This is a genomic window from Aridibaculum aurantiacum, assembly GCF_017355875.1.
Lineage (GTDB): Bacteria > Bacteroidota > Bacteroidia > Chitinophagales > Chitinophagaceae > Segetibacter > Segetibacter aurantiacus.
On the sequence record NZ_JAFEWC010000001.1, the window covers coordinates 2,189,980 to 2,209,376 of the forward strand.

The 19,397-nt window shown below is 41.5% G+C and carries 23 protein-coding genes; 10 read left to right on the forward strand and 13 right to left on the reverse strand.

The genetic code is table 11. The features are described 5' to 3' along the window. Positions 1-196: 196 nt before the first annotated feature. The 3 genes from J4N22_RS09140 to J4N22_RS09150 all read right to left on the reverse strand — a co-directional run bounded on the left by J4N22_RS09140 (position 197) and on the right by J4N22_RS09150 (position 3,321). Positions 197-2,116: a solute symporter family protein gene (locus tag J4N22_RS09140; RefSeq protein ID WP_207493648.1), complete on the reverse strand. Its 1,920-nt coding sequence runs from the start codon at positions 2,114-2,116 to the stop codon at positions 197-199. After that, the gene (locus J4N22_RS09145; protein WP_207493650.1) at positions 2,113-2,394 is read right to left on the reverse strand and encodes a DUF485 domain-containing protein; all 282 of its coding nucleotides are present in this window, start codon (positions 2,392-2,394) and stop codon (positions 2,113-2,115) included. Before J4N22_RS09145 ends, J4N22_RS09140 begins: the two co-directional genes overlap by 4 nt. Positions 2,395-2,463: 69 nt before the next feature. Continuing rightward, positions 2,464-3,321, reverse strand: a complete 858-nt coding sequence (locus J4N22_RS09150) for a glycerophosphodiester phosphodiesterase family protein (RefSeq protein ID WP_207493652.1) — start codon at positions 3,319-3,321, stop codon at positions 2,464-2,466. A gap of 300 nt (positions 3,322-3,621) precedes the next feature. Here J4N22_RS09150 and hutU point away from each other — a divergent pair, with 300 nt between their 5' ends. From hutU to J4N22_RS09170, 4 genes are all read left to right on the forward strand, one after another. Then, on the forward strand, positions 3,622-5,298 hold the full coding sequence (gene hutU, locus J4N22_RS09155) for a urocanate hydratase (RefSeq protein WP_207493654.1): 1,677 nt from the start codon (positions 3,622-3,624) through the stop codon (positions 5,296-5,298). A gap of 186 nt (positions 5,299-5,484) precedes the next feature. Then, positions 5,485-6,345 carry a phytanoyl-CoA dioxygenase family protein gene (locus J4N22_RS09160; protein WP_207493656.1) on the forward strand — a complete coding sequence of 287 codons (861 nt, stop codon included), beginning with the start codon at positions 5,485-5,487 and terminating at the stop codon, positions 6,343-6,345. A gap of 124 nt (positions 6,346-6,469) precedes the next feature. Further along, entirely contained in the window at positions 6,470-6,751 is a 282-nt protein-coding gene (locus J4N22_RS09165; RefSeq protein WP_207493658.1) for a hypothetical protein, read from the forward strand. Position 6,752: 1 nt separating this feature from the next. Then, the gene (locus J4N22_RS09170) at positions 6,753-7,241 is read left to right on the forward strand and encodes a hypothetical protein (RefSeq protein ID WP_207493660.1); all 489 of its coding nucleotides are present in this window, start codon (positions 6,753-6,755) and stop codon (positions 7,239-7,241) included. A 21-nt stretch (positions 7,242-7,262) separates the two neighbouring features. Here the strand turns inward: J4N22_RS09170 and J4N22_RS09175 are convergent, their stop codons facing one another. The 5 genes from J4N22_RS09175 to J4N22_RS09195 all read right to left on the reverse strand — a co-directional run bounded on the left by J4N22_RS09175 (position 7,263) and on the right by J4N22_RS09195 (position 10,895). Then, positions 7,263-8,210 carry an arginase gene (locus J4N22_RS09175; RefSeq protein ID WP_207493662.1) on the reverse strand — a complete coding sequence of 316 codons (948 nt, stop codon included), beginning with the start codon at positions 8,208-8,210 and terminating at the stop codon, positions 7,263-7,265. A gap of 252 nt (positions 8,211-8,462) precedes the next feature. Continuing rightward, positions 8,463-9,200 (reverse strand): spheroidene monooxygenase, encoded by a 738-nt coding sequence (locus J4N22_RS09180; RefSeq protein ID WP_207493664.1) that lies wholly within the window; start codon positions 9,198-9,200, stop codon positions 8,463-8,465. 75 nt (positions 9,201-9,275) lie between these two features. Further along, the gene (locus J4N22_RS09185) at positions 9,276-9,941 is read right to left on the reverse strand and encodes a DnaJ domain-containing protein (protein ID WP_207493666.1); all 666 of its coding nucleotides are present in this window, start codon (positions 9,939-9,941) and stop codon (positions 9,276-9,278) included. Between the two features lie 309 nt (positions 9,942-10,250). Then, entirely contained in the window at positions 10,251-10,640 is a 390-nt protein-coding gene (locus J4N22_RS09190) for a hypothetical protein (protein ID WP_207493668.1), read from the reverse strand. Positions 10,641-10,649: 9 nt separating this feature from the next. Further along, positions 10,650-10,895, reverse strand: coding sequence for a hypothetical protein (locus J4N22_RS09195; protein WP_207493670.1), 246 nt, complete (start codon positions 10,893-10,895; stop codon positions 10,650-10,652). A 98-nt stretch (positions 10,896-10,993) separates the two neighbouring features. On the opposite strand from J4N22_RS09195, the gene J4N22_RS09200 reads away from it, so the two are divergent. Continuing rightward, positions 10,994-11,647: a YdeI/OmpD-associated family protein gene (locus J4N22_RS09200; RefSeq protein WP_207493672.1), complete on the forward strand. Its 654-nt coding sequence runs from the start codon at positions 10,994-10,996 to the stop codon at positions 11,645-11,647. Between the two features lie 12 nt (positions 11,648-11,659). Here the strand turns inward: J4N22_RS09200 and J4N22_RS09205 are convergent, their stop codons facing one another. Next, complete coding sequence (locus tag J4N22_RS09205) at positions 11,660-12,070, reverse strand: RDD family protein (protein ID WP_207493673.1); 411 nt, start codon at positions 12,068-12,070, stop codon at positions 11,660-11,662. Between the two features lie 138 nt (positions 12,071-12,208). Here J4N22_RS09205 and J4N22_RS09210 point away from each other — a divergent pair, with 138 nt between their 5' ends. Both J4N22_RS09210 and J4N22_RS09215 read left to right on the forward strand, forming a co-directional pair. Continuing rightward, positions 12,209-12,625, forward strand: coding sequence for a hypothetical protein (locus J4N22_RS09210; RefSeq protein WP_207493674.1), 417 nt, complete (start codon positions 12,209-12,211; stop codon positions 12,623-12,625). Between the two features lie 51 nt (positions 12,626-12,676). After that, on the forward strand, positions 12,677-13,558 hold the full coding sequence (locus J4N22_RS09215) for a DUF4349 domain-containing protein (protein WP_207493675.1): 882 nt from the start codon (positions 12,677-12,679) through the stop codon (positions 13,556-13,558). On the opposite strand, the gene J4N22_RS09220 is transcribed toward J4N22_RS09215, so the two are convergent. The 3 genes from J4N22_RS09220 to J4N22_RS09230 all read right to left on the reverse strand — a co-directional run bounded on the left by J4N22_RS09220 (position 13,555) and on the right by J4N22_RS09230 (position 15,545). Next, a complete protein-coding gene (locus J4N22_RS09220) occupies positions 13,555-14,484 on the reverse strand; it encodes a sterol desaturase family protein (protein ID WP_207493676.1) in 930 nt (309 codons plus the stop codon). The two genes, J4N22_RS09215 and J4N22_RS09220, sit on opposite strands and share 4 nt — an antisense overlap. A 123-nt stretch (positions 14,485-14,607) precedes the next feature. Next, positions 14,608-15,168, reverse strand: coding sequence for a hypothetical protein (locus J4N22_RS09225; protein ID WP_207493677.1), 561 nt, complete (start codon positions 15,166-15,168; stop codon positions 14,608-14,610). Positions 15,169-15,281: 113 nt separating this feature from the next. Next, positions 15,282-15,545, reverse strand: coding sequence for a hypothetical protein (locus J4N22_RS09230; RefSeq protein WP_207493678.1), 264 nt, complete (start codon positions 15,543-15,545; stop codon positions 15,282-15,284). A gap of 267 nt (positions 15,546-15,812) precedes the next feature. Between J4N22_RS09230 and J4N22_RS09235 the strand changes: the two genes are divergently transcribed. Together J4N22_RS09235 and J4N22_RS09240 are read left to right on the forward strand one after the other, a co-directional pair. After that, positions 15,813-17,036: a lipopolysaccharide biosynthesis protein gene (locus J4N22_RS09235; RefSeq protein ID WP_207493680.1), complete on the forward strand. Its 1,224-nt coding sequence runs from the start codon at positions 15,813-15,815 to the stop codon at positions 17,034-17,036. Then, the gene (locus J4N22_RS09240; protein WP_207493682.1) at positions 17,012-18,220 is read left to right on the forward strand and encodes a glycosyltransferase; all 1,209 of its coding nucleotides are present in this window, start codon (positions 17,012-17,014) and stop codon (positions 18,218-18,220) included. The genes J4N22_RS09235 and J4N22_RS09240 overlap by 25 nt, the downstream gene beginning before the upstream one ends. Here J4N22_RS09240 and J4N22_RS09245 read toward each other — a convergent pair. Next, the gene (locus J4N22_RS09245) at positions 18,217-18,474 is read right to left on the reverse strand and encodes an acyl-CoA-binding protein (protein ID WP_207493684.1); all 258 of its coding nucleotides are present in this window, start codon (positions 18,472-18,474) and stop codon (positions 18,217-18,219) included. The two genes, J4N22_RS09240 and J4N22_RS09245, sit on opposite strands and share 4 nt — an antisense overlap. Before the next feature lie 404 nt (positions 18,475-18,878). Here J4N22_RS09245 and J4N22_RS09250 point away from each other — a divergent pair, with 404 nt between their 5' ends. Next, a complete protein-coding gene (locus tag J4N22_RS09250) occupies positions 18,879-19,349 on the forward strand; it encodes a response regulator (RefSeq protein ID WP_207493686.1) in 471 nt (156 codons plus the stop codon). Positions 19,350-19,397: the final 48 nt, after the last annotated feature.

Sequence of the window (19,397 nt, forward strand, 5' to 3'; positions counted from 1 at the left end):
AGGATATAATTCTAAAATGCTACAAAGACAAGTTGTGTAAAGGGTTTCAATAACATTGAAGCTGGACATTGAAGCTGGATGTATTAGTAGATTATTTTTTCTTTACCTACCAATTTCCATAAGAGCTTTATGTAAAAAATTAGAAGCATCATTTCTTTTTGGAATGATGCTTCTACTTATTGCTTTCAAAGAAACATCAAGCTGCTTGTGTGGCTACTACTTCACGTTTACCAGCAAACATAGACACTAGGTAAACAGTAAGAACAGCCAGCGGGAAAGAAATAATAGCCGGGTTATCTAGTTTATGCATGGCTGTTGCAGGATCCAATCCGTACCTGTCCCACATAGTAGGCGAGGTGAGAATGATACCAAGCGATGCGACTATTCCTACTACTATGGAAGCGGCTATTCCTTTGGCTGTTGTTCTCTTCCAGAAAAGGAGGAATAGGATAGCTGGCAGGTTAGCCGAAGCTGCAATAGAAAAAGCCCATCCCACCAGGAAGGAAACATTCATTCCCTTGAACGCTATTCCAAGTGCGATGGCAAAAACACCAACACCAAATGCAGCTATTTTACCAACTTTTACCTGGCTCTTATCATCCATTTTCTTATTGAAATAATTGGAATAAAGATCGTGTGCTATAGCTCCACTGGAGGCTATAATCAATCCTGCTACTGTACCTAAAATGGTTGCAAAAGCCACAGCAGATATAATAGCAAACAGCACAACACCAAACGAGCGAGCCAGTAGCGGCGCTGCCATATTGCTTGACTCCACATCCAGTACACCATTTACTGCTGCACCCAGGCCCATATAAAGCGTGAACACGTAGAAGATACCAATAGCTGCAATGGCAAGTATGGTAGACTTACGTGCATCACGTTGCGATTTAACAGTATAGTACCTGATAAGTATGTGTGGAAGTGCAGCCGTTCCAAGGAAGAGAGCAAGCATCAACGATATGAAATCCATCCTGCTCCACATACTTGCACCTTTGCCAATCTTATACTTCAGGCCGGGAAGCAAGAAGAGGTTTCCTGGAGTAGGTGTTTGAACAAAAAGGGATACGCGCTGCCCTTCATCTGTTAGCTTCACCTCGTTGAAGCGGATTACTTCGCTGTTCTGAATAGTTGATAAGAATTCAAATGGACCAACCGGACCAGTTTGCTCCACTTCCTTTCCATCTACTATTATTTTACTTATATGACCCACCTGGAAAAACTTAGCCTGTGCACGTGGAAGACCATTATACAATGTAACACCGCTGGCATCTTGCGAAATAGACAGCGCTTCCTGTAGTTGAAAACTGCCTTCTTTACCTGCCAGGCTGAACCACTTTGTAGTTCCATCTTTTTCCAGTTTTACAAACTGCTTTCCCCTTACATCATGCTGCGAAATAATATTCCAATCACCTGCGCTTACCACTTTATCCTCACTTACTACAGGATCTATTTTTACAAATGAATGATAAGCTTGATTGTGCTGTGCAGGGTTAAGCGACAAGCCATTCCGAAGTATGTAAATAGTAAGAATGGTAGATAATAATAGCAGCAAGCCCCCCTTAAGAAACTGCACATAAGTAGTGGATGTCATACCTGCGCTGGCCACGATGATGATCACTACCAGCCCAACCATTACCACGCCTACCCAATGCGGGAAACCTAGCAAAGGTGTTATAAGATCACCGGCGCCCACCATTTGCGGTATCAGGTAAAATATAGAAACGATAAGGGTGCTGATAGCAGCAGTTAGTGTGATAGCACGTGATTTGAATTTTGAATTCAATGCATCTGTAAACGTGTACTTGCCTAATCGCTTTAGTGGCTCTGCTATCAGGAACAGTGCTACTATCCAGCCGGCAAGGAAACCTATGGAATACAGGAAACCATCGAAGCCGAAGGTGGCTATCATACCACAGATTCCTAAGAAAGACGCAGCAGAAAGATAATCGCCAGCAAAGGCAATTCCATTTACTGCCCAATGTATCTGGCCTCCAGCAGCAAAGTATGAAGAGGCAGAGCGTGTCTTACGGGCAAAATAAAAGGATAGGCCCAGAACGAGGCCAACAAAGGTTAAGAAGAAAGCCAGTGCTATATAAGAAACTTCATAGATCATGCTTCACCCTCCTTATTCATTTCGTCTTCGTAGCGTGAACAAAGAAAGTTATAGATGATGCCGAGTATTACTGCAAATAGGATAAGCCCAATGCCATACACCAGGGCCAGGTTAATTCCACCTGCCACTTCGGTTGCCAGCAATTCATAATTAAATACGCCGATGATAACAAAGCCGGCGTAAAAAAATAGGTAGATAAAAAAGAAGCGAATGCCGAGGCTGGCTTTTCTTTTTGCTGCGAGATCTTCATCCAAAACTACAGCTGGTTCATGGCGCATGTGTTAGTCATTTGGTTCAGCAGCAATATATGAAGAAAGCATGAGGAAGCGCACCATCGCATATCCCTGCTATTCCAAACCAAGTGCGGGATAGTCTGTGATGATACCATCCACCTTCATCTCCTTCAGTTGGATAAAAGTGCTTTTGTCGTTCACTGTCCAGGGAATGATCTTCATGTTTAGATCATGACACTTCTTTACCAGTTCGATAGTAACCAATGAAAAATGCGGGCTATAAATTTTAGGCGTAAAGCCTAGTTCTTTTAGTTGTTGTTCTACAGGTTTGGTGTCATCGTCTTCCACCAGCAAGGCAGTAGAAATAGCTGGGTAATGCTTGTTGATGAACTGCAGTGGTCGCATATCGAATGATTGCAGGTTGACCATTTTTTCCTGTTGGTTATCTTTTATCACCTGCATCACCAGTTCTACGAAAGCAGCTGGTTCGGGATGGAAAACGCCATCATGTTCAGGCAATGATTTGATCTCTATGTTGAAGAAAGGATAAGGCCGTTTTGCCACCAGCATATACTGCTGCACCTCCTGAAAAATCTCGGAAAGCAGAGGTTTAACTGCTGCTATTTTTTGTTGTTGTGGAAACCGGGGATGTGGCTTAAGCCCTACATCAAATTGTTTTACCTGCTCGTAGGTAAAGTTGTAAATATTAAAATCTTTTTCTTCCGCAGGCAGTATATAGCCACCACCAGGCTTAGTAGTTACCTGGTGACTGAACCATGGTTCGTGTGATAGTACAACTTGTTTGTCTTTGGTGATAACTACGTCCATTTCCAAAGTAGTCACACCCATGTCCAAAGCCGTTTTCATAGCTGCCCATGTATTTTCAGGCATGATGCCGCGGCAACCACGATGTCCCTGCAAGTCGAAACTCGGATGTCTTGCAGGTGTAGATAAAGCATTTTTGGCTTCCATATTATTGGAAGGTACACATGCTATGCAAATAATGCAGGTGATGATTAGAAATATAGATATGCTGCAAAGCCTGCCACCGAGGAATAAACGAGAGACGAATGAAACTGGATCGAGCTTGATCAATGCTAGAGATTTAATCAAAAGTTGTAAAGTTTCATCAACATTCAGTGAGGCATGCATTATCAAATTGTCAAATTCAACCGATGTTTTTATCTATTATAGGAACAAGGATGTTGAACTTTTATAAAACCCTTTACCTTAGTATTTGTAACATAAACCTCTTAACATACTTGCTTGCTTATGACTACTACAACAAGAAATTACGATCCTGTAAAATATAAAACGCCGACAGGTTCACAACTGAATTGTAAGGGTTGGATACAGGAAGCAGCTTTACGCATGCTCTTAAACAATCTTGATCCTGCTGTAGCGGAACGGCCGGATGACCTGATAGTATATGGCGGCCGCGGAAAAGCTGCCCGTGATTTTGAAAGTCTTGATCGCATTATTCGTTCTTTAAAAGATGTAGAAAATGATGAAACACTGCTGATACAAAGTGGCAAACCCGTTGGTATTTTGAAAACGCATAAAGATGCGCCACGTGTACTATTATCTAATTCTCAACTGGTGCCTAACTGGGCCAACTGGAAACATTTTACCGAACTGGAGCAAAAGGGACTAATGATGTATGGCCAGATGACAGCTGGCAGCTGGATCTATATTGGTTCGCAGGGTATAGTGCAGGGTACATATGAAACTTTTGCTGCAGTAGCGGATAAACATTTTGGAGGCACGCTTGCAGGTACATTAAGTGTAACGGCCGGTCTTGGTGGTATGGGTGGAGCACAGCCATTAGCTGTTACCATGAATAGTGGTGTATGTCTTGTAGCCGAAGTAGAGGAGTGGCGTATTGACAAAAGATTAGAGACGCGCTACCTGGACGAAAAATACCTTGATATTGATGATGCAATTGATCGTGCATTACAAGCCAAAAAAGAGGAACAAGCGGTAAGCATTGGTGTATTGTGCAATGCCGTGCAACTGCTGCAGCGTCTGCTGGAAAGAAACATAAATGTGGATGTTCTAACAGACCAAACCAGTGCGCATGATCCATTGATTGGGTACATTCCTCATACACTTTCCAATGAACAAGCCAATGTGCTGCGGACCGAAAATCCTGAACAATACATGGAGCTGGCGTACGACAGTATGCGGCTTCACGTAGAGCTGATGCTGCAACTACAGGCTGCCGGTGCTGTTACTTTTGATTATGGTAATAATATACGCGCAAGGGCAAAGGAGCGTGGGCTGGAAGAAGCTTTTGATTTCCCTGGATTTGTACCTGCGTACATCCGTCCGTTGTTCTGCGAAGGCAAAGGACCTTTCAGGTGGGCTGCACTTAGTGGCGATCCTGCTGATATTGCTGTTACAGATGAGTTGATCATGAACCTTCTCCCGGAGAACAAAAGCATGATCCGGTGGATGAATATGGCGAAAGAACGTATTGCATTCCAGGGGCTGCCGGCACGCATTTGCTGGCTTGGCCAGGGTGAAAGAGAAAGGGCAGGTCTTGCTTTCAACGAATTGGTAAGAACAGGTAAAGTGAAAGCACCTATTGTCATTGGAAGAGATCATTTGGATACAGGTTCTGTAGCCTCACCCAATCGCGAAACAGAAGCCATGAAGGATGGGAGTGATGCTGTGGCTGACTGGCCAATTCTGAACGCGTTGATAAATACTGCTGGTGGAGCTAGCTGGGTAAGCCTGCATCATGGTGGTGGCGTAGGTATGGGCTATAGCATTCATGCAGGAATGGTAATAGTTGCTGATGGCACCGCCGATGCAGAAGAACGACTAAAGCGTGTGTTAAGGAACGACCCGGGTATGGGTGTGATAAGACATGCCGATGCAGGGTACGAAACCGCCGCGGAGGTTGCTAAAGAGCATGGGCTCGATCTGAAAGAGCGAATTGGCTAAATTATAAGCCGGAGCAGGATTAGCTTCGGCTTTTTAATTATAATACGACCCGTTACACTACAGAAGGCAGCTGCTATTTTACCTGCCGCAATAGAAGTTTTCTCCTTTTCTTAAAGCAATGATTTTAGTACAAGCAAAAGTGCTGGTGGCACTATCGTTGTAGCATTGTTATACTAAAAGATGATCATGCAAGCAGTAGAGGGTTTATCAGCAAATGGAACGGCTAGTGCTACTTCTCAATACGATATAGCGCAGATAATGGGTGGGATCTATGGTGATGGATTTATAGCATTAAAAGGTGCATTCAGCCGGGAGTGGGTATCGCAGCTTCATGAAGATGTTTTAGCCCTATACGAAGATGCTTTACAACGCCCGGGAGGAGCTGTTGGCAGAGGTCCTAAAAGGCATTATGTAGAAATACATCCTGAAAGCCTGCGTGGCTTCGTTGATCTTGCTATGCACTCATGGGTAGTCGCTGTTTGCGAAGCAGTACTTGGGCCGGAATATAAGATTGTTGAAATAGGTTTTGATGTTCCCAATCCCGGTTCAATGGATCAGCCGTGGCACCGTGATTTTCCTGCTCCCGATGATACCATATTCGGCAGGCGCTTAAACTCACTCGCCTTCAATTTAACAACGGTTGATGTAACACCAGATATGGGGCCTTTTGAAATAGCACCCGGTACGCAGTGGGATCTGCCTACAGGTTTCCAGCACGAGATGTTTCCTCCTAAAGAAAATTACCCGCGGTACCAGCAACGTGCTCAGAAGAAAATGCCTCAAATGGGAGATATTTCTGCACGTTCGGCACTAACCATTCATCGTGGTACTGCTAATCAATCCAACATTTCACGGCCTGCTTTGGTACTTGGTGTTGATGCTCCTGGTGCCAACAATGCTGAACGTCATGATCTTCAATTTACAAGGGAATATTATGAACAATTGCCGGAGACCCTAAAGCAGCATCTTACCTGCAGGGTAGTGGATAAACTGGAGCCAATTGTTCAGGCACACACCATTGAAGGATTGATGATGGGAGAGGCATAGGATTGAGAATTTAATGTACATCTATCTCACGCAGATATATAGTTTTTGGCTTTCCTCACTGGTGCAGAAAAAGATTATTTCTGTATTTCAATGGGTGCTATATTCGTTAGCATATATCCTTTGTATGGTGCTCATAACGCTGCATGAGATTTTACTGGTTGTAACGGCTATCTCTTTCCTCTTACTTCCAAAACTATTTTTCAAGTACCTGCCTTCTCCGTACGAGTTCTATTGCAAAATAGCAAGTGGCATTTTACTGCTATTGGTAATTTGGATACCTGAGCCAGGCGATCAGCAAAGCCAGCTATTGTTGCAGGTATTACTAACGCTTCTAACAACCTACTATATGTGTAAGAATGTGATGGAATACAGGAAAAGAAAAACAGGAATAACACACCATAAGTAGTATGAAAAAGAAAATGCTTTTGCTCTTGTTGGTTCTTGCTTTTGTTACTGCATTGCAGGCACAATACTCAACCGAAAAAATAGATATGAAGCTCTATTGGGGCGGCCATAAATTCACTGTGGATGAGAAGAAGGTAAGTACAAAGCAGGTACTGGAAATGATGAAACCTATAGACACAGCGGCCTATAGGCGCATGAAATTGTCATCTGCTAATAACAACATATCTACCATCCTGGGTGGTGTAGGAGGTTTACTGATTGGTTATCCCCTAGGGAGGTTTGTAGTAGGCGAAAAACCACAGTGGGCCTTTGCAGCAGTAGGTGCTGCTCTTGCTGGTATTTCCATTCCCATCAGTAATAAATCAAGAAGACAAGCATCCGAAGCACTCGAATTGTATAACTCAAAAGTTACTTTCCATCCATCGCGGCTAAGGCCTGCTTTAAACCTGGTAGCAAAAGGAAATGCAATAGGATTGGTGTTGAAATTTTAAAGCAGCGAGTCCTTAGCTGCTTCAGTTCATCATCAACACATTCACGCTACGCTGCAGAATATTAAAAGCTATCTCAGCCATCAGGTTCTCTTTATCCAGCGTAGGATTAACTTCTGTTATTTCAAAACAACAGATCTTGCGGTTCTGCATAAACTTGCTTACAAGGTCTTCTGCTTCACGTTCTCTTAGTCCATTGCTTACAGGTGTTCCTGTACCTTTCGAGATAGAAGAGTCTAGACAGTCCACATCAAAGCTGACATATATATCAGTACAATCGCTTAAGTAACGAATGGCAGAACGAACAATATTTTCTGGGCCTTTGCGGCGCACCTCGTTGCTGGTGATCACCTTCATGCCATACTTTTCTATCAGCGCTTTTTCTTCTTTTTCAAAATCGCGCAGCGAAATAAAAACGATGTCTTCACCTAAGATCTTAGGACTGATCTTGCCTAAGTTCTTTAAAGCATTCCACTGTTTGCGGGTTTCATCATCCAGTTCGTGAACAGCATTTTCTGTATTATCTTCTGCCAGAGCCGAAGCCAGCGGCATGCCGTGCATATTGCCAGAAGGTGTGGTATACGGCGTATGAAGGTCAGCATGAGCGTCTATCCAGATAACACCAAGTTTAGAATTTGGCTTGGCCATTTTTATACCTGCTATGGTAGCGCCTGCTATGCTGTGATCGCCACTCAGCACCACCGGAAAGAAATTACTTTTTATGGATTCCATTACAGCCTTACTCACTTTCTCATACATAGCCGCAATGCCTTTTATGCGTTTTGCATAAGGTGATGCTATGGGTTCAAAAAGTATATTGTTTTCCGTAGGAATCTTCTCAGAAGGGAAGTGAACAAAGAAGTTGCTCATAAAATCCAGTGCTGCAATTTTTATTGCATCAATACCCATACTTGCTCCGCGTGTACCCGCACCTATCTCCGATGGAACTTCAATTAATTTAATATTCTTCATACAAATCTTTAGTTATTGCAAACGCTGCTTTACACTAATAACGAAAAAAAATGTGCAATATATCTACTCGGGAATGTAATAGTTAGCCGGCAAGAAGCGGCTGTAACCAGGAAAGAAATATGTTTTGCCTTTAGCAAGCATAGCGTTTCGTTGAGGGCAAATGTAAAGCATTTTGCGATTCAGCTATTTCATTACAAAAAAGCAAATATCTCTGCTTCAAATGCTGTATTCCGATAGAAAAACGAATAAGATTTATTGTTCGGTTGTGCCAACCTGTTTTAGATGAGGTAGGATTGTAGCATGAGCAGGTAAGGTGCCATGAGAGGACAATACCCTGAACCTAACAAACATCTCTTCACTGTACCAGTTTTCTTTCCTGGTTTTATGAATAACATCATTATGCTGGTGCGCCCGATAAGCATAATTTTTCATGGCTTGTTTGCTTTGCCACATGCTGAAAGTTGCCTGCTTTTTCCATGGCACTTCGCCTATACCAATAGATTGTATGAAACCCTCCGAACCTTGTAAAGGAGCTGCAGCTTTATCTACGTTTTGCCAGAAGTTTTTTAATCTTGAAAGCCTGATGGTTGCCCTGGTAAGTACAGCTATCGTTCCTTCATAACTGGTGTTTCGTGGTAAGCTTCCAAATGCTTCTTTGCCATCCCATTTACCATGTCCTTCTATTGGGTCAAGTACCAATGTCCATTGTTCAGTTTTGAATAACCTCCACCAACCATTGATAAACTTGCCATACACGGTGTTGGGGTTATTGATTAAGTCGCGCAAATCCTTCTTATCTGTTGAAACCAATATTGCCCATTGCCTTACATCTGGCACTACACTAAAGCTGCCGTTCTTGCCACAGCCCATTAGCTTGTAAAAAGTTAGCCGCTTATTGAACATAAGCGGAAGCCTAAAAAAAGCCATTGAGAAGAAGCCCGCCCAGCTCAATAGTTTAGGATAACGAACAACTGTGAGAACAGTATACATAGTGCCAAGATAAGTGGAAGTACTGATGAAGAAATACAGATGTGAAAACAAGGCTGTCAGCAAAAGGTTCGGCAATTAAACATCGAGTAGGCTAAGCCTGAAGATGGCGAAGGTGAGTATGATGGCAGCAATGATGGCTGCCAGTATCTTATACTTGTTCCAATAAGTATGTAGCCGTGCCTGTTTGGAGAAGTTGTAAATATGTCGGTACAATGCATTGTCTGTACCGGCAATAGCTGCCAGTTGAAAGCATATTCTTTCTACATGCACATAAGGTAGAAAACGTGCGCTTACCAAAATGTCATCAATGATCCTTTTGTTGATACGCGCATCGCTGAAGCTTTGCAAAATGTTGATGTTGTGATCAGACAGCAGGTGCTCTATCTGTTGGTAAACGGCAAGTTTGTTCATCCGGTAGGGATCCAGCATGGTAACTTTCCGTTTAAGGTCGGTTGCCTGCAACATGATAGAATGAGGCGTTACCGGAGGTTGATTTTTCTTCTGCTTACTGGTAGATGAATAAGCGAAATGGTTATTCCTGTTGTTGTACTCTGTTCTTTTCTTTTCATCTCCCAGTATCCTGTACGCTTCCTGTATTTCTTTGAATTGCGCTTCGGAAAGTTTGTTACCGTTGTTCTTGTCAGGGTGGTGTTTCAAAGCCAATCGCCTGTATGATTTCTTGATATCGGCAGCAGACGCATTTGGCGACACCTCCAATATCTTATAATAATCTTTCCTCATTTGCCGGTTTCTAATGGTATTGAAGCCATCCTTTTAAACAACATAAACTTCCTGCCAATAATTATTTTACTAAAGAAGCCTAGATATGGTAATCAGCTAATATTTGTATAAGAATTAATAGCAAAGTAATAGGATTTTACCGCACGAACAGCAAGTAAAGTAGCATCAATGTGAGGATGAAAATATGAGGCTATAACATAATTAGGGTTGTAAGTTCCGTCAGGATGTCGTACTTTTTCTATGGTTTAGTCAGTTAATTTGTTTTGCCATTTAAGAAGATAGCCGGTTCAATTCTTTGTACCGGCTTTTTTATGTGTGTTCACTGCTGGTAGTTCTTGTAGTTGAGGAAATTTTATTGATGGTGAAATAAAACAGCAGGCTACCCAATGCATAGCAGATCGCATCCACCCAGTCGCCAGTGAATTTTTCTGAGAACAGTGGAAAGAGTATCTCCGTTATCAGTATGATGTATAAAGTGGCCAACGCAATATCTAACGCAGGCAACCTATAGGTATTTCCTTTCTTAAACAGCCATTGTCGTTCTGCAAGTAATAGCGTTAGGATAACTGGCATCGCCACCAGGTTATCGAGGTAGCTATCCATAAAAGGATGGTGCATATTCATTCCTTTCTGCATTACCTGGTGAATGATGAACAGCACCAGGCAGATGATGAAAACAGGTGAACGCAAGATGGCCATATCAACAATTTATAATGCTGCAAAAAATACAAACACCAGTATTACCAGAATGACAGGCGAGAAAGCAATTAGGATCAACACAGCAATTGCTTTGTAGATCATTTTAAGAGATTGAACCAGCAGCGTATCATTTGGATTTGGCTTTACCCATTCTTTAAGAAGCTTCAACCGGTTTATGATCATCTCTTTAATGCCTTCTCCTTCCAGTTCTGCCATCAGTAATTTTTTGTTTTGTAGCCAGTAAAACTGTGCCATACCTCGTTGTAAATCATCTTCTTCTGCAGGTGAAACCTATGTATAAACATGCTAAGTTTGGCAGCTTCAAACTTACTTTGCCTTTTAAAAAAACTCGCATGCCCCAATCGCTTGTACAAAAATTGAAAATACAACCTGCATCTGTAATAAGAGTTCTGCATGCGCCGGAAGATTTTGCTGAACTCTTAGCGCCACTCCCTGCCGAAGTAGTGGTAACTGAAGATGCGGCGCACTTTGATCAACTACATTGGTTTGTAAAAGACAAAGCAGCACTACATGAAGACCTGCCAAAGGTGCTGGAACTGGTGGTAGGAAACATAGTCTGCTGGATATACTTTCCAAAGGGTTCATCTAAAATTCAAACTGACTTGAACAGGGATAGTTGCTGGCAGATTTTCCAGCAGTATAGCCAGTTCCAATTTCTCACCCTCATATCTTTCAATGAGACCTGGTCAGCATTTGGTATGCGATTGAAAAGCAGTACAGGAAGTAAATCAGCTAAACCTAAAGAACGGGAGATAACCAAATTTATAGATGCTACTACCAAGCAGGTAACACTGCCGCCAGATCTTGATGAAGCTATTGCTGCCAATACAGAGGCAACTAATTTCTTTGCCAGTTTATCTTTTAGCAATAAAAAAGAATACGTAGAGTGGGTGGTATCAGCAAAGCGGGAAGAGACAAGAAAACAACGCATAGAAGGCACGGTAGAAAGATTGCTGAAGCGCTGGAAGAATCCAAGAAATATCTAACACCAACTTGTGTTAATGATCATCGACCACCATTGTTTTAGAAAGCGTGTCGTGCCATGCTTTTGCATCTGCACCTAAAGCCAGCGAAAGAAACTCGAATGGTAATGCACGTGACCATGTTCGGATGAGGATTAGCCTGAATTCAGGTTCTACATTTTGTTTAAATACAACTCTTGTGCGGGTGAAATATTTACCAGGCGTTTTGCCCAAAAAATATTCTGTAGTGATGGAATAAGCACCAAACATCAAGGCCCACATCAACGCCATAAATACGTATTCCAAAGATGAATATTCCCTTGCTAAATAGCCTAGAAAATTCAAAAGAAGGAACCATATTGTTGTATCAATAATGAAGTTGATCAAACGCTTTTTCTTTGATGCTTCCTTAAGAGAAGTAGTATTTTGATGGAGCGTTTTATTCATGGTTTAGGTGCTTAAAGAAGGATGTAATGTAATAACTTTTTTAACAGATTTCGGTGGGTTACATTCTATGCACTCATGATATAAAGGGTTGTAAGCGCCTACACTTCAAAATATTTTCCCACCACAAAACACACCATCATGTGTACCAAAATTTTCATTGCCTTATTGGCAACTGCTATTGCTATGCCCTCTTGTGAATTTATGGTAGCCTCAAAAACAGAGAAAGCAAATTTTACTTTGAATGGTCACTGGAATTTAGATTCCATCACTCCCGGGAAAGATACCAGTAGCCTGTTTCCGGCGCTGATGCTCTTTGCAGCCACCGATAGTATGAACAAGCTAAATATGCAGCTTCACTTTAAGGACGATACTATTGTAGCCATCATGCCTGGCGAACATTCTGACACTATTTTGATAAAAAATGATACTACCAATAAATCAATAGCTGTTAGGGATGAACCAGCTGAAATATTTTACTATAGGCCCATTAGCAGCAGCATTATGCAGATCATTTATTCTGACTCTACCATTCTGCATCTTAGCCGGAATAAATAATACTTCATTTATGTAAAGCTCTTTTTCCAGCATCTAAAACAAAACATTTTTATGAAACTAACTTACTTATTCATAGCCATAGTAATGGCTGTGCTAGCCTCCTCATGTAACAGACCAGAAGGTACGTCCGAAATAACTACGAGTGACGTTACATTAATGGAACAAAAGAGTCCTACACCAGTTGCTGATGCGCCTTTTAATCATTCTAACGCAAGTGATACAACTGTATATCATGCAGGGCAACCTGCAGGAAACCAGGATTGGGATAAGAAGATCATCAAGACGGCACATGTAAGATTAGAGCTAAAAGATTATAATCAATTCAATACGGCTATACACAACAATATACGGCGGTATGGTGCTTACATATCGCAGGAACAACAAAATGACAATAGCTATAAGATTGAAAATATATTAACGATAAAGGTTCCGGTTGAACATTTTGAAACGATAATGAATACGCTGGGTGGAGATGGTATAAAAGTGTGGGAGAGAAGAATAAATACTGAAGATGTAACTGGTGAAATAGTTGATACCAAGGCTCGTATTGTAGCTAAGCAGCAAGTAAGAGATAAATATTATGACCTGCTAAAGCAAGCAAAGAATATGAAGGAAATACTGGAGGTTCAAAACGAAATAAATGAGCTGCAGGAATCAATAGAGTCAGCAACAGGCAGGGTAGCTTTCCTTGGTAAACAAGCTGCTTATAGCACTATTCATCTTACCTATTTTCAAACGTTATCTGAGCAACTGCCCCAAGATGAGCCTAACAGTTTTTTCAGTAAGCTAGTACAGGCGTTTGAAAATGGTGCAGCAATAGTTTCAGGTTTTGTTTTACTTATGATCACTATTTGGCCAATCGTTCTGCTACTGGCAGTTATATTCTTTTGGAGAAGATCATTTAAAAGAATTCTATTGAAGCGGTTGAACTAAACAACTTCATTCTTTTCGTGATGCATTTTCCTAGTTTCTTTTTTATTGAAAATTGAAACAGCAGGAAGTTCATTTCGTATCTGGTTGGTTGTTTTAGATGAACCATCATGGCTCCAGCCAGGTGGATTTACCAGGTACTTAAAGGCATTGCTCAGCGATCTGCCACGAGCAATGTCTTTAGCCAGGTTTTCCCATTCATGAAATGCAACCTTTACCGGGTGGAAGCTGTTCACATTTTTCGTCAGGCCATAAGTTGGCTTTTCTTCCTCAGGCTGAAAACTGCCAAACAACCTGTCCCAAATGATGAGAATGCCGCCATGATTTTTATCCAGGTATTTGAGATCCGTTGCATGATGAACCCGGTGATGAGAAGGTGTATTGAGAATGAATTCGAACCAGTGAGGCATTTTATTGATTGTCTCCGTGTGTATCCAGAACTGGTAGATCAAGCTAAACTGTTGCATAAGCATGACCATAAGAGGATGAAATCCTACAAGAGGCATCCACATCCAAAAGATAAAACTGCCGGTAAAATTTCCAGTCCATGTTTGACGTAACGCTGCAGCCAAATTATAATGCTGCGAAGAATGATGTACTACATGTGATGCCCAGAAAAAACGAACATGATGACTGGAGCGGTGAAACCAGTAGTAGCTAATATCATCTGCAAAGAAAGCCAGTACCCAAACCCACCACAGAGAACTTTCTAAAGTAAACAACCTGTATTGGTAAATGAGCGTAGCACATCCAAAAACCAAAGCTTTAGAAACGAAGCCAGATAATACATTTCCAATACCTAAAGCCATGCTGCTAAAAGCATCTTTTATCTCGTAAAGTTGCTTTTGTTCTTTGTGACTATAGACCCATTCGGCCACCACAAGAATGACAAATGCGGGTATGGCATATAGTAAGACGGCTGGAGGCATCGAATCGTATTTCTATAAAGATAATAGCAGATATGATGCAGGTGCAACAGGTAGCAAAATCTGTCAACCTTTTTTAGCAAGATTTAATTCTAGTAAGCTGTACAAGGATCATGATAACGCCTGCTAATATTCCTTCACTTTCTTATGCAGGTTCAGTTGTACTTCGAAGCCGGTATAAGTTGAGATCAGGTCTACCTGTGCTTCGAAACCTCTGTAGCGATCATCTTCCAAATCAATCTGTAGAGTAGTGCTGGTAAATCTAATTTCTTCACGCGGTGCTTGTATACTTCCTGTAAAAGTTACTATGCTTCTGTCTATCCACTTGATGCGGCTTTTCTTTATCAACCTGCATGTGTTCTCGTAAGCTCTAACTGCATCTTTATATTCCTCGCCATTGTACACAATTGCCTGCCAGCTTGCAGTAGTATCTTTTGCAGAATGGAAGCGTAAGATCTTACAATCCTGTGCGCCAGGTATGGTAATAGAGGAGGCATACACGTCTACTTCACCACGTTTATCTACAAGTTCGCCTTGAATATTTTTATAATCCAACCTGAAGTCGAGCACTATCTTTTCAAGTGCATTATTAAATTCCGGAGAAGGAAGAATGGATTTGTAAAACTGCGACTGACCTTGTTGAACAAACAGTAACAAGCAAAATGAAACCAGCAGTTGCCTCATCATATTATTGGATTTATTGATGCTCTAAAGTAGCCAACATATCTGTAGGCACTGCCGCTGTGGAATATTGAAGGCAGGGTAAATTAGTTATACACCTGCCTTCAATTTTAACACAGCTACATGATGGTAGTCTTCTTTTTTATTTCATCAGGATCGTCACCTATTTCATTTTCAGAAAATGGATCATCCTCGTCGTCGTCCTCATCATCTTCTTTGCCCGGTGTTTTACCTGGCTGGATACCCGGATCCTCTTCAGGCAGCTGGTCGGGTTCTACTTCGGGTTTCTCTTTAGGATCAATCCCTGGAGTTTCTACAGGACCTGCTACAAGCGCTTCAAGAGAAGCTTGTTGGTCAATGGTTTCATTAGGCATATTTGTCATAGCTAAAGATTGATTTATGATCAAAATGTTCAATTGATTAGTAAGGTACTCAATGTTTAAGAGTTAGTATATTTCGATTGTAGTTCAGACTCTTAAAAAATTATTCCGCAACAGGTTGTTGTTGTGAGTGGGACTATCATCACCCGTTGCACTTGTTGAAACTATTGTACTTTAGCCGCTAATCTTGGTTATCAGCTGATGAGTTTTCAGAAACAGGTTACGCAGAGTCTTATCTGGAGGGGCTTATATTTTTTTACGATCCTGGTCATGCAGATATTCCTTTCGCGGTATCTTGAAGCTGGCAATGCAGGTTGGGTTTTCTATCTCACTAATAACTTTTCCTTTCTTGTTATACTGGTTGGTCTTACCATGGAAAATGGGGTGAACTACTATGGGTCGAACAATGCCGTAAACCATAGTGCCCTTGCGTGGTTCTCCCTTGCATGGACAGCTGTTGTTGGTGTCATCGTGTTTGCAGGTTTGTGGTTCTACTTTGGCCGGTATAAAGACTCTACTGCCATAACCCGTGCACAGTACCTGTTTTATGGTGTTACTTATATAGTAGGTATACAGCTCACCAACTTCTTTACTATCCTGTTCTACGCCAATAAGAACTTCTTCCTGCCTAACTTTCTCATGGTGTTGTTGAACACGATCATCATTATCATCATTCCAAAACAGATAGGCGTAGGTGATACTAATTCTGCACTCATTGTTCAACTGTACTTTGGGTATATTCTTCTTACTGGTTTGGTACTAGCCGTAGCATTCATCATTAAGAAGAAAAGCTGGAACTATATCCATCTTCCGAAGCTGAGCGAATCAAAGTTGCTGGTGAATTATGCTCTTGTAGCACTGGCTGCTAATGTTATATTCTTCCTGGTGTACAGGGTTGATTACTGGTTTGTGAAAAAGTATTGTTCGCTTGATGACCTTGGAAACTATATACAGGTGTCAAAGCTGGGGCAAATGCTGTTGATCATACCAACCATTATTTCAAGTGTGGTATTCCCAAATATAGCTGGCGGCATGGAGCGCACTGTCATGAAAGAGAACATCATGCGTATAGGCCGCCTGATCACGCTTCTCTTTATACTTATGTTCATCATTGTTGCTTTCACTGGCCAGTGGGTATTCACGCAGGTGTTTGGTTATACTTTTCAAAAAATGTATTGGCCGTTTCTACTGCTTACACCTGGGATTTGGGCATTAAGCAATCTGTTTATTTTAAGCGCCTACTTTGGAGGCATCAACAAAGTAAAAGTGAATGTGCAAGGAGCTGCAGTGGCGCTTGTTGTTATACTGGTAGGCGATTTTATTTTCATCCCAAGGTATGGTATGGAAGCTGCTGCAGTTGTTAGCAGCGCTGGTTATATCGTCAACTTCCTGTATTCATTTTATTTTCTAAAAAAAGAACACCCGGTACACATCAGCGAGTACTGGCGCATTACTAAAGCCGATATCAAATGGGTAAAAACGTTTCTTCCATAAGTGAACTGAAACTACCTGGTGAGGACTATGTGTTGGTGTTGCCCGGGTGGTATCCTACATGGCTTGATCCTATGCCTGGAGATTTTAACCAGCGGCATGTGAAAGCGGCTGGTCTTTATACACCACAGGTGGTACTATATGTTGGAAAGGATCTTACTAACACACTTACCAAAACTGAAGTAAGATATACCCAGCTAACGGATAAGGTTGTAGAAATAACGGTTGTATATCCATGTGAAAAGTGGAAGGCATGGGATATCATACAGTCTCATTCTACCTATGTAAAACTACTTTATCATTTTGCTGATAAAATAAAGCAACAATGGGGACTGCCGAAGCTATTGCATTGTTATATAGTAATAAGAGGTGGCCTTGGTGGCTGGTTGTTAAGCAGGCCTTGGAAAAGGCCGTATATCCTCACAGAAAACTGGACCATCTATTATGCTGCAGATCCAGGTTTTTTGCTCAAACGAAACATTGTTTTCCGCACGCTTGTTCGAAAAATATTCAAGAACCTTCACCATTTTTTACCTGTTACCCACAACCTTGAACAGCAGGTAAAAAAGCTGGTAGGAGAGGTGAGATCTTCTGTAATTCCAAATGTGGTCGATACAGGTGTATTCTTTTACGAAGAGCGGCAAGAGGTGCAAGCACCATTCCAGTGGATACATATTTCCACGATGAATTATCAGAAAAATCCTGAAGGCTTGCTGCGTGCTTTTGAAGCTTTTGATGCAATACATAAAGGTACCGTCCTGACTATGGTGGGGCCAGCTTCTGATGACGTGATGAAGTATGCACGTTCGTTAGGATTGGCGGAGAGCTCTGTAAAGTTTACAGGAAACATCACCTATGAAGAAGTTTCAGCGCAATTGAAGAACGCGGATGCATTGGTACTGTTTAGCCGTTACGAAAATCTTCCTTGCGTAATCCTGGAAGCGCTTTGTTGTGGTAAGCCTGTTATAAGTACAAGAGTAGGAGGTATAGCTGAAGTGATAGATGAAACAAATGGAATTTTGCTGGATAGCGAAAATGAAGATTCACTTACCGAGGCTTTCAACTATATGTTCTCGTTCAATAAAACTTATGACAGAAAAAAAATAGCTGAAACTGCTTGTAGAAGTTTCAGCTATGAAGCAGTTGGCCTGCAGATGAACGAGATTTATAAAAGAATTGCAGACTAGTTTTTCAACTTGTTTACAAGGTTGATATAATCTTGTTGCGCTTCCTCTTTTGATTTTCCTCTAAGCGCAGCCCAGGCTTCATATTTAGCTTTGGCTACAAAATCAAAAGGATTAGCAGGAGGATCTACATTTACATCGCCTGTAGTGGCTTGCTTATAAAAAGAATACAGTTGAAGCAGTGTGTCGTTGCTAGGTCTATCTTTTAGATTTTCGCTATCTTCTACAGCTTGCTCAAACAGGGTCTTCACATCCATGTATATAGTTTTTCGACCGCGAAAATAGCGTATTGACCACAAACAATTGGTGGTGGTGATAAAATTGACACGAACCCGAGTTGCAATGCATAAGCTATCGAACTAACTATGATTTACTTATTCCACATGCATTCACCACCAATGCATCTGCCGCCTATTGCTCTTGAAGTGAAAGGACAGTGCACCCTCTTTAGATAACTTTAACACATGATAATTTTCTGTATGCACAGCAGAACATGATAAGTAATATATTAATAACCAATTTCCTTGTGTTACACTTTATAGCAAGCTAGAAACCTCATCTCTTCAACTAACCTTGTAATCTGCAGTAGTTGCAGGTTAATACCCTATATTTGTCAGCTGTACTAATCCTACGTAATTAAACCCCCATTACCAGGAGACCTATGAAAAATGATTTTGCAAAGCCTTTGCATGTATTGTTCGTTGATGATGACTCTGATGAATCATACCTGTTCAATGAAGCATTGGAGCATGCAGGCTTACACATAAAACTCTCAAAGGCAAAAGACGGGAATGGTCTCATCCATTTTCTGAAAACAAACCCGTTGCCTGACCTGGTATTGATAGACCTAAACATGCCTTATAAAGATGGCATTGAAGCGCTGTCAGAGATTCGCAGTACCGCCGGTTATGAGCATCTTCCGCTGGTTATTTACTCCACCACACGCAACAACAACTACATTGACAAGTGCTATATACGCGGAGCTAACCTGTTTGTTGTTAAACCTAATGATTTTGATGGCCTGGTAGAAGTAGTAAAGAAGATCTGTACCATTGATTGGACACAGTTTCAACCACTACCTCGCGAGGAGTTCGTAATCTATGTTGACGAAGATCAACTGAATACTCACTAGCCATTTCTGCTTTCATTCTTTATTTAAGTACCAGTAGCAAGTAGATTC

Bases quoted from the DNA above. Each gene is read 5' to 3' on its own strand.
- J4N22_RS09205 (WP_207493673.1), bottom strand. From the start codon at position 12,070: ATGAATAAAACGCTCCATCAAAATACTACTTCTCTTAAGGAAGCATCA.
- J4N22_RS09140 (WP_207493648.1), bottom strand. From the start codon at position 2,116: ATGATCTATGAAGTTTCTTATATAGCACTGGCTTTCTTCTTAACCTTT.
- J4N22_RS09235 (WP_207493680.1), top strand. From the start codon at position 15,813: ATGCAGATATTCCTTTCGCGGTATCTTGAAGCTGGCAATGCAGGTTGG.
- J4N22_RS09145 (WP_207493650.1), bottom strand. From the start codon at position 2,394: ATGCGCCATGAACCAGCTGTAGTTTTGGATGAAGATCTCGCAGCAAAA.
- J4N22_RS09210 (WP_207493674.1), top strand. From the start codon at position 12,209: ATGTGTACCAAAATTTTCATTGCCTTATTGGCAACTGCTATTGCTATG.
- J4N22_RS09185 (WP_207493666.1), bottom strand. From the start codon at position 9,941: ATGAGGAAAGATTATTATAAGATATTGGAGGTGTCGCCAAATGCGTCT.
- J4N22_RS09195 (WP_207493670.1), bottom strand. From the start codon at position 10,895: ATGGCACAGTTTTACTGGCTACAAAACAAAAAATTACTGATGGCAGAA.
- J4N22_RS09175 (WP_207493662.1), bottom strand. From the start codon at position 8,210: ATGAAGAATATTAAATTAATTGAAGTTCCATCGGAGATAGGTGCGGGT.
- J4N22_RS09170 (WP_207493660.1), top strand. From the start codon at position 6,753: ATGAAAAAGAAAATGCTTTTGCTCTTGTTGGTTCTTGCTTTTGTTACT.
- J4N22_RS09220 (WP_207493676.1), bottom strand. From the start codon at position 14,484: ATGCCTCCAGCCGTCTTACTATATGCCATACCCGCATTTGTCATTCTT.
- J4N22_RS09225 (WP_207493677.1), bottom strand. From the start codon at position 15,168: ATGATGAGGCAACTGCTGGTTTCATTTTGCTTGTTACTGTTTGTTCAA.
- J4N22_RS09245 (WP_207493684.1), bottom strand. From the start codon at position 18,474: ATGGATGTGAAGACCCTGTTTGAGCAAGCTGTAGAAGATAGCGAAAAT.
- J4N22_RS09250 (WP_207493686.1), top strand. From the start codon at position 18,879: ATGAAAAATGATTTTGCAAAGCCTTTGCATGTATTGTTCGTTGATGAT.
- J4N22_RS09150 (WP_207493652.1), bottom strand. From the start codon at position 3,321: ATGGAAGCCAAAAATGCTTTATCTACACCTGCAAGACATCCGAGTTTC.
- J4N22_RS09190 (WP_207493668.1), bottom strand. From the start codon at position 10,640: ATGGCCATCTTGCGTTCACCTGTTTTCATCATCTGCCTGGTGCTGTTC.
- J4N22_RS09240 (WP_207493682.1), top strand. From the start codon at position 17,012: ATGGGTAAAAACGTTTCTTCCATAAGTGAACTGAAACTACCTGGTGAG.
- J4N22_RS09215 (WP_207493675.1), top strand. From the start codon at position 12,677: ATGAAACTAACTTACTTATTCATAGCCATAGTAATGGCTGTGCTAGCC.
- J4N22_RS09200 (WP_207493672.1), top strand. From the start codon at position 10,994: ATGCCCCAATCGCTTGTACAAAAATTGAAAATACAACCTGCATCTGTA.
- J4N22_RS09180 (WP_207493664.1), bottom strand. From the start codon at position 9,200: ATGTATACTGTTCTCACAGTTGTTCGTTATCCTAAACTATTGAGCTGG.
- J4N22_RS09165 (WP_207493658.1), top strand. From the start codon at position 6,470: ATGGTGCTCATAACGCTGCATGAGATTTTACTGGTTGTAACGGCTATC.
- J4N22_RS09160 (WP_207493656.1), top strand. From the start codon at position 5,485: ATGCAAGCAGTAGAGGGTTTATCAGCAAATGGAACGGCTAGTGCTACT.
- J4N22_RS09230 (WP_207493678.1), bottom strand. From the start codon at position 15,545: ATGACAAATATGCCTAATGAAACCATTGACCAACAAGCTTCTCTTGAA.
- hutU (WP_207493654.1), top strand. From the start codon at position 3,622: ATGACTACTACAACAAGAAATTACGATCCTGTAAAATATAAAACGCCG.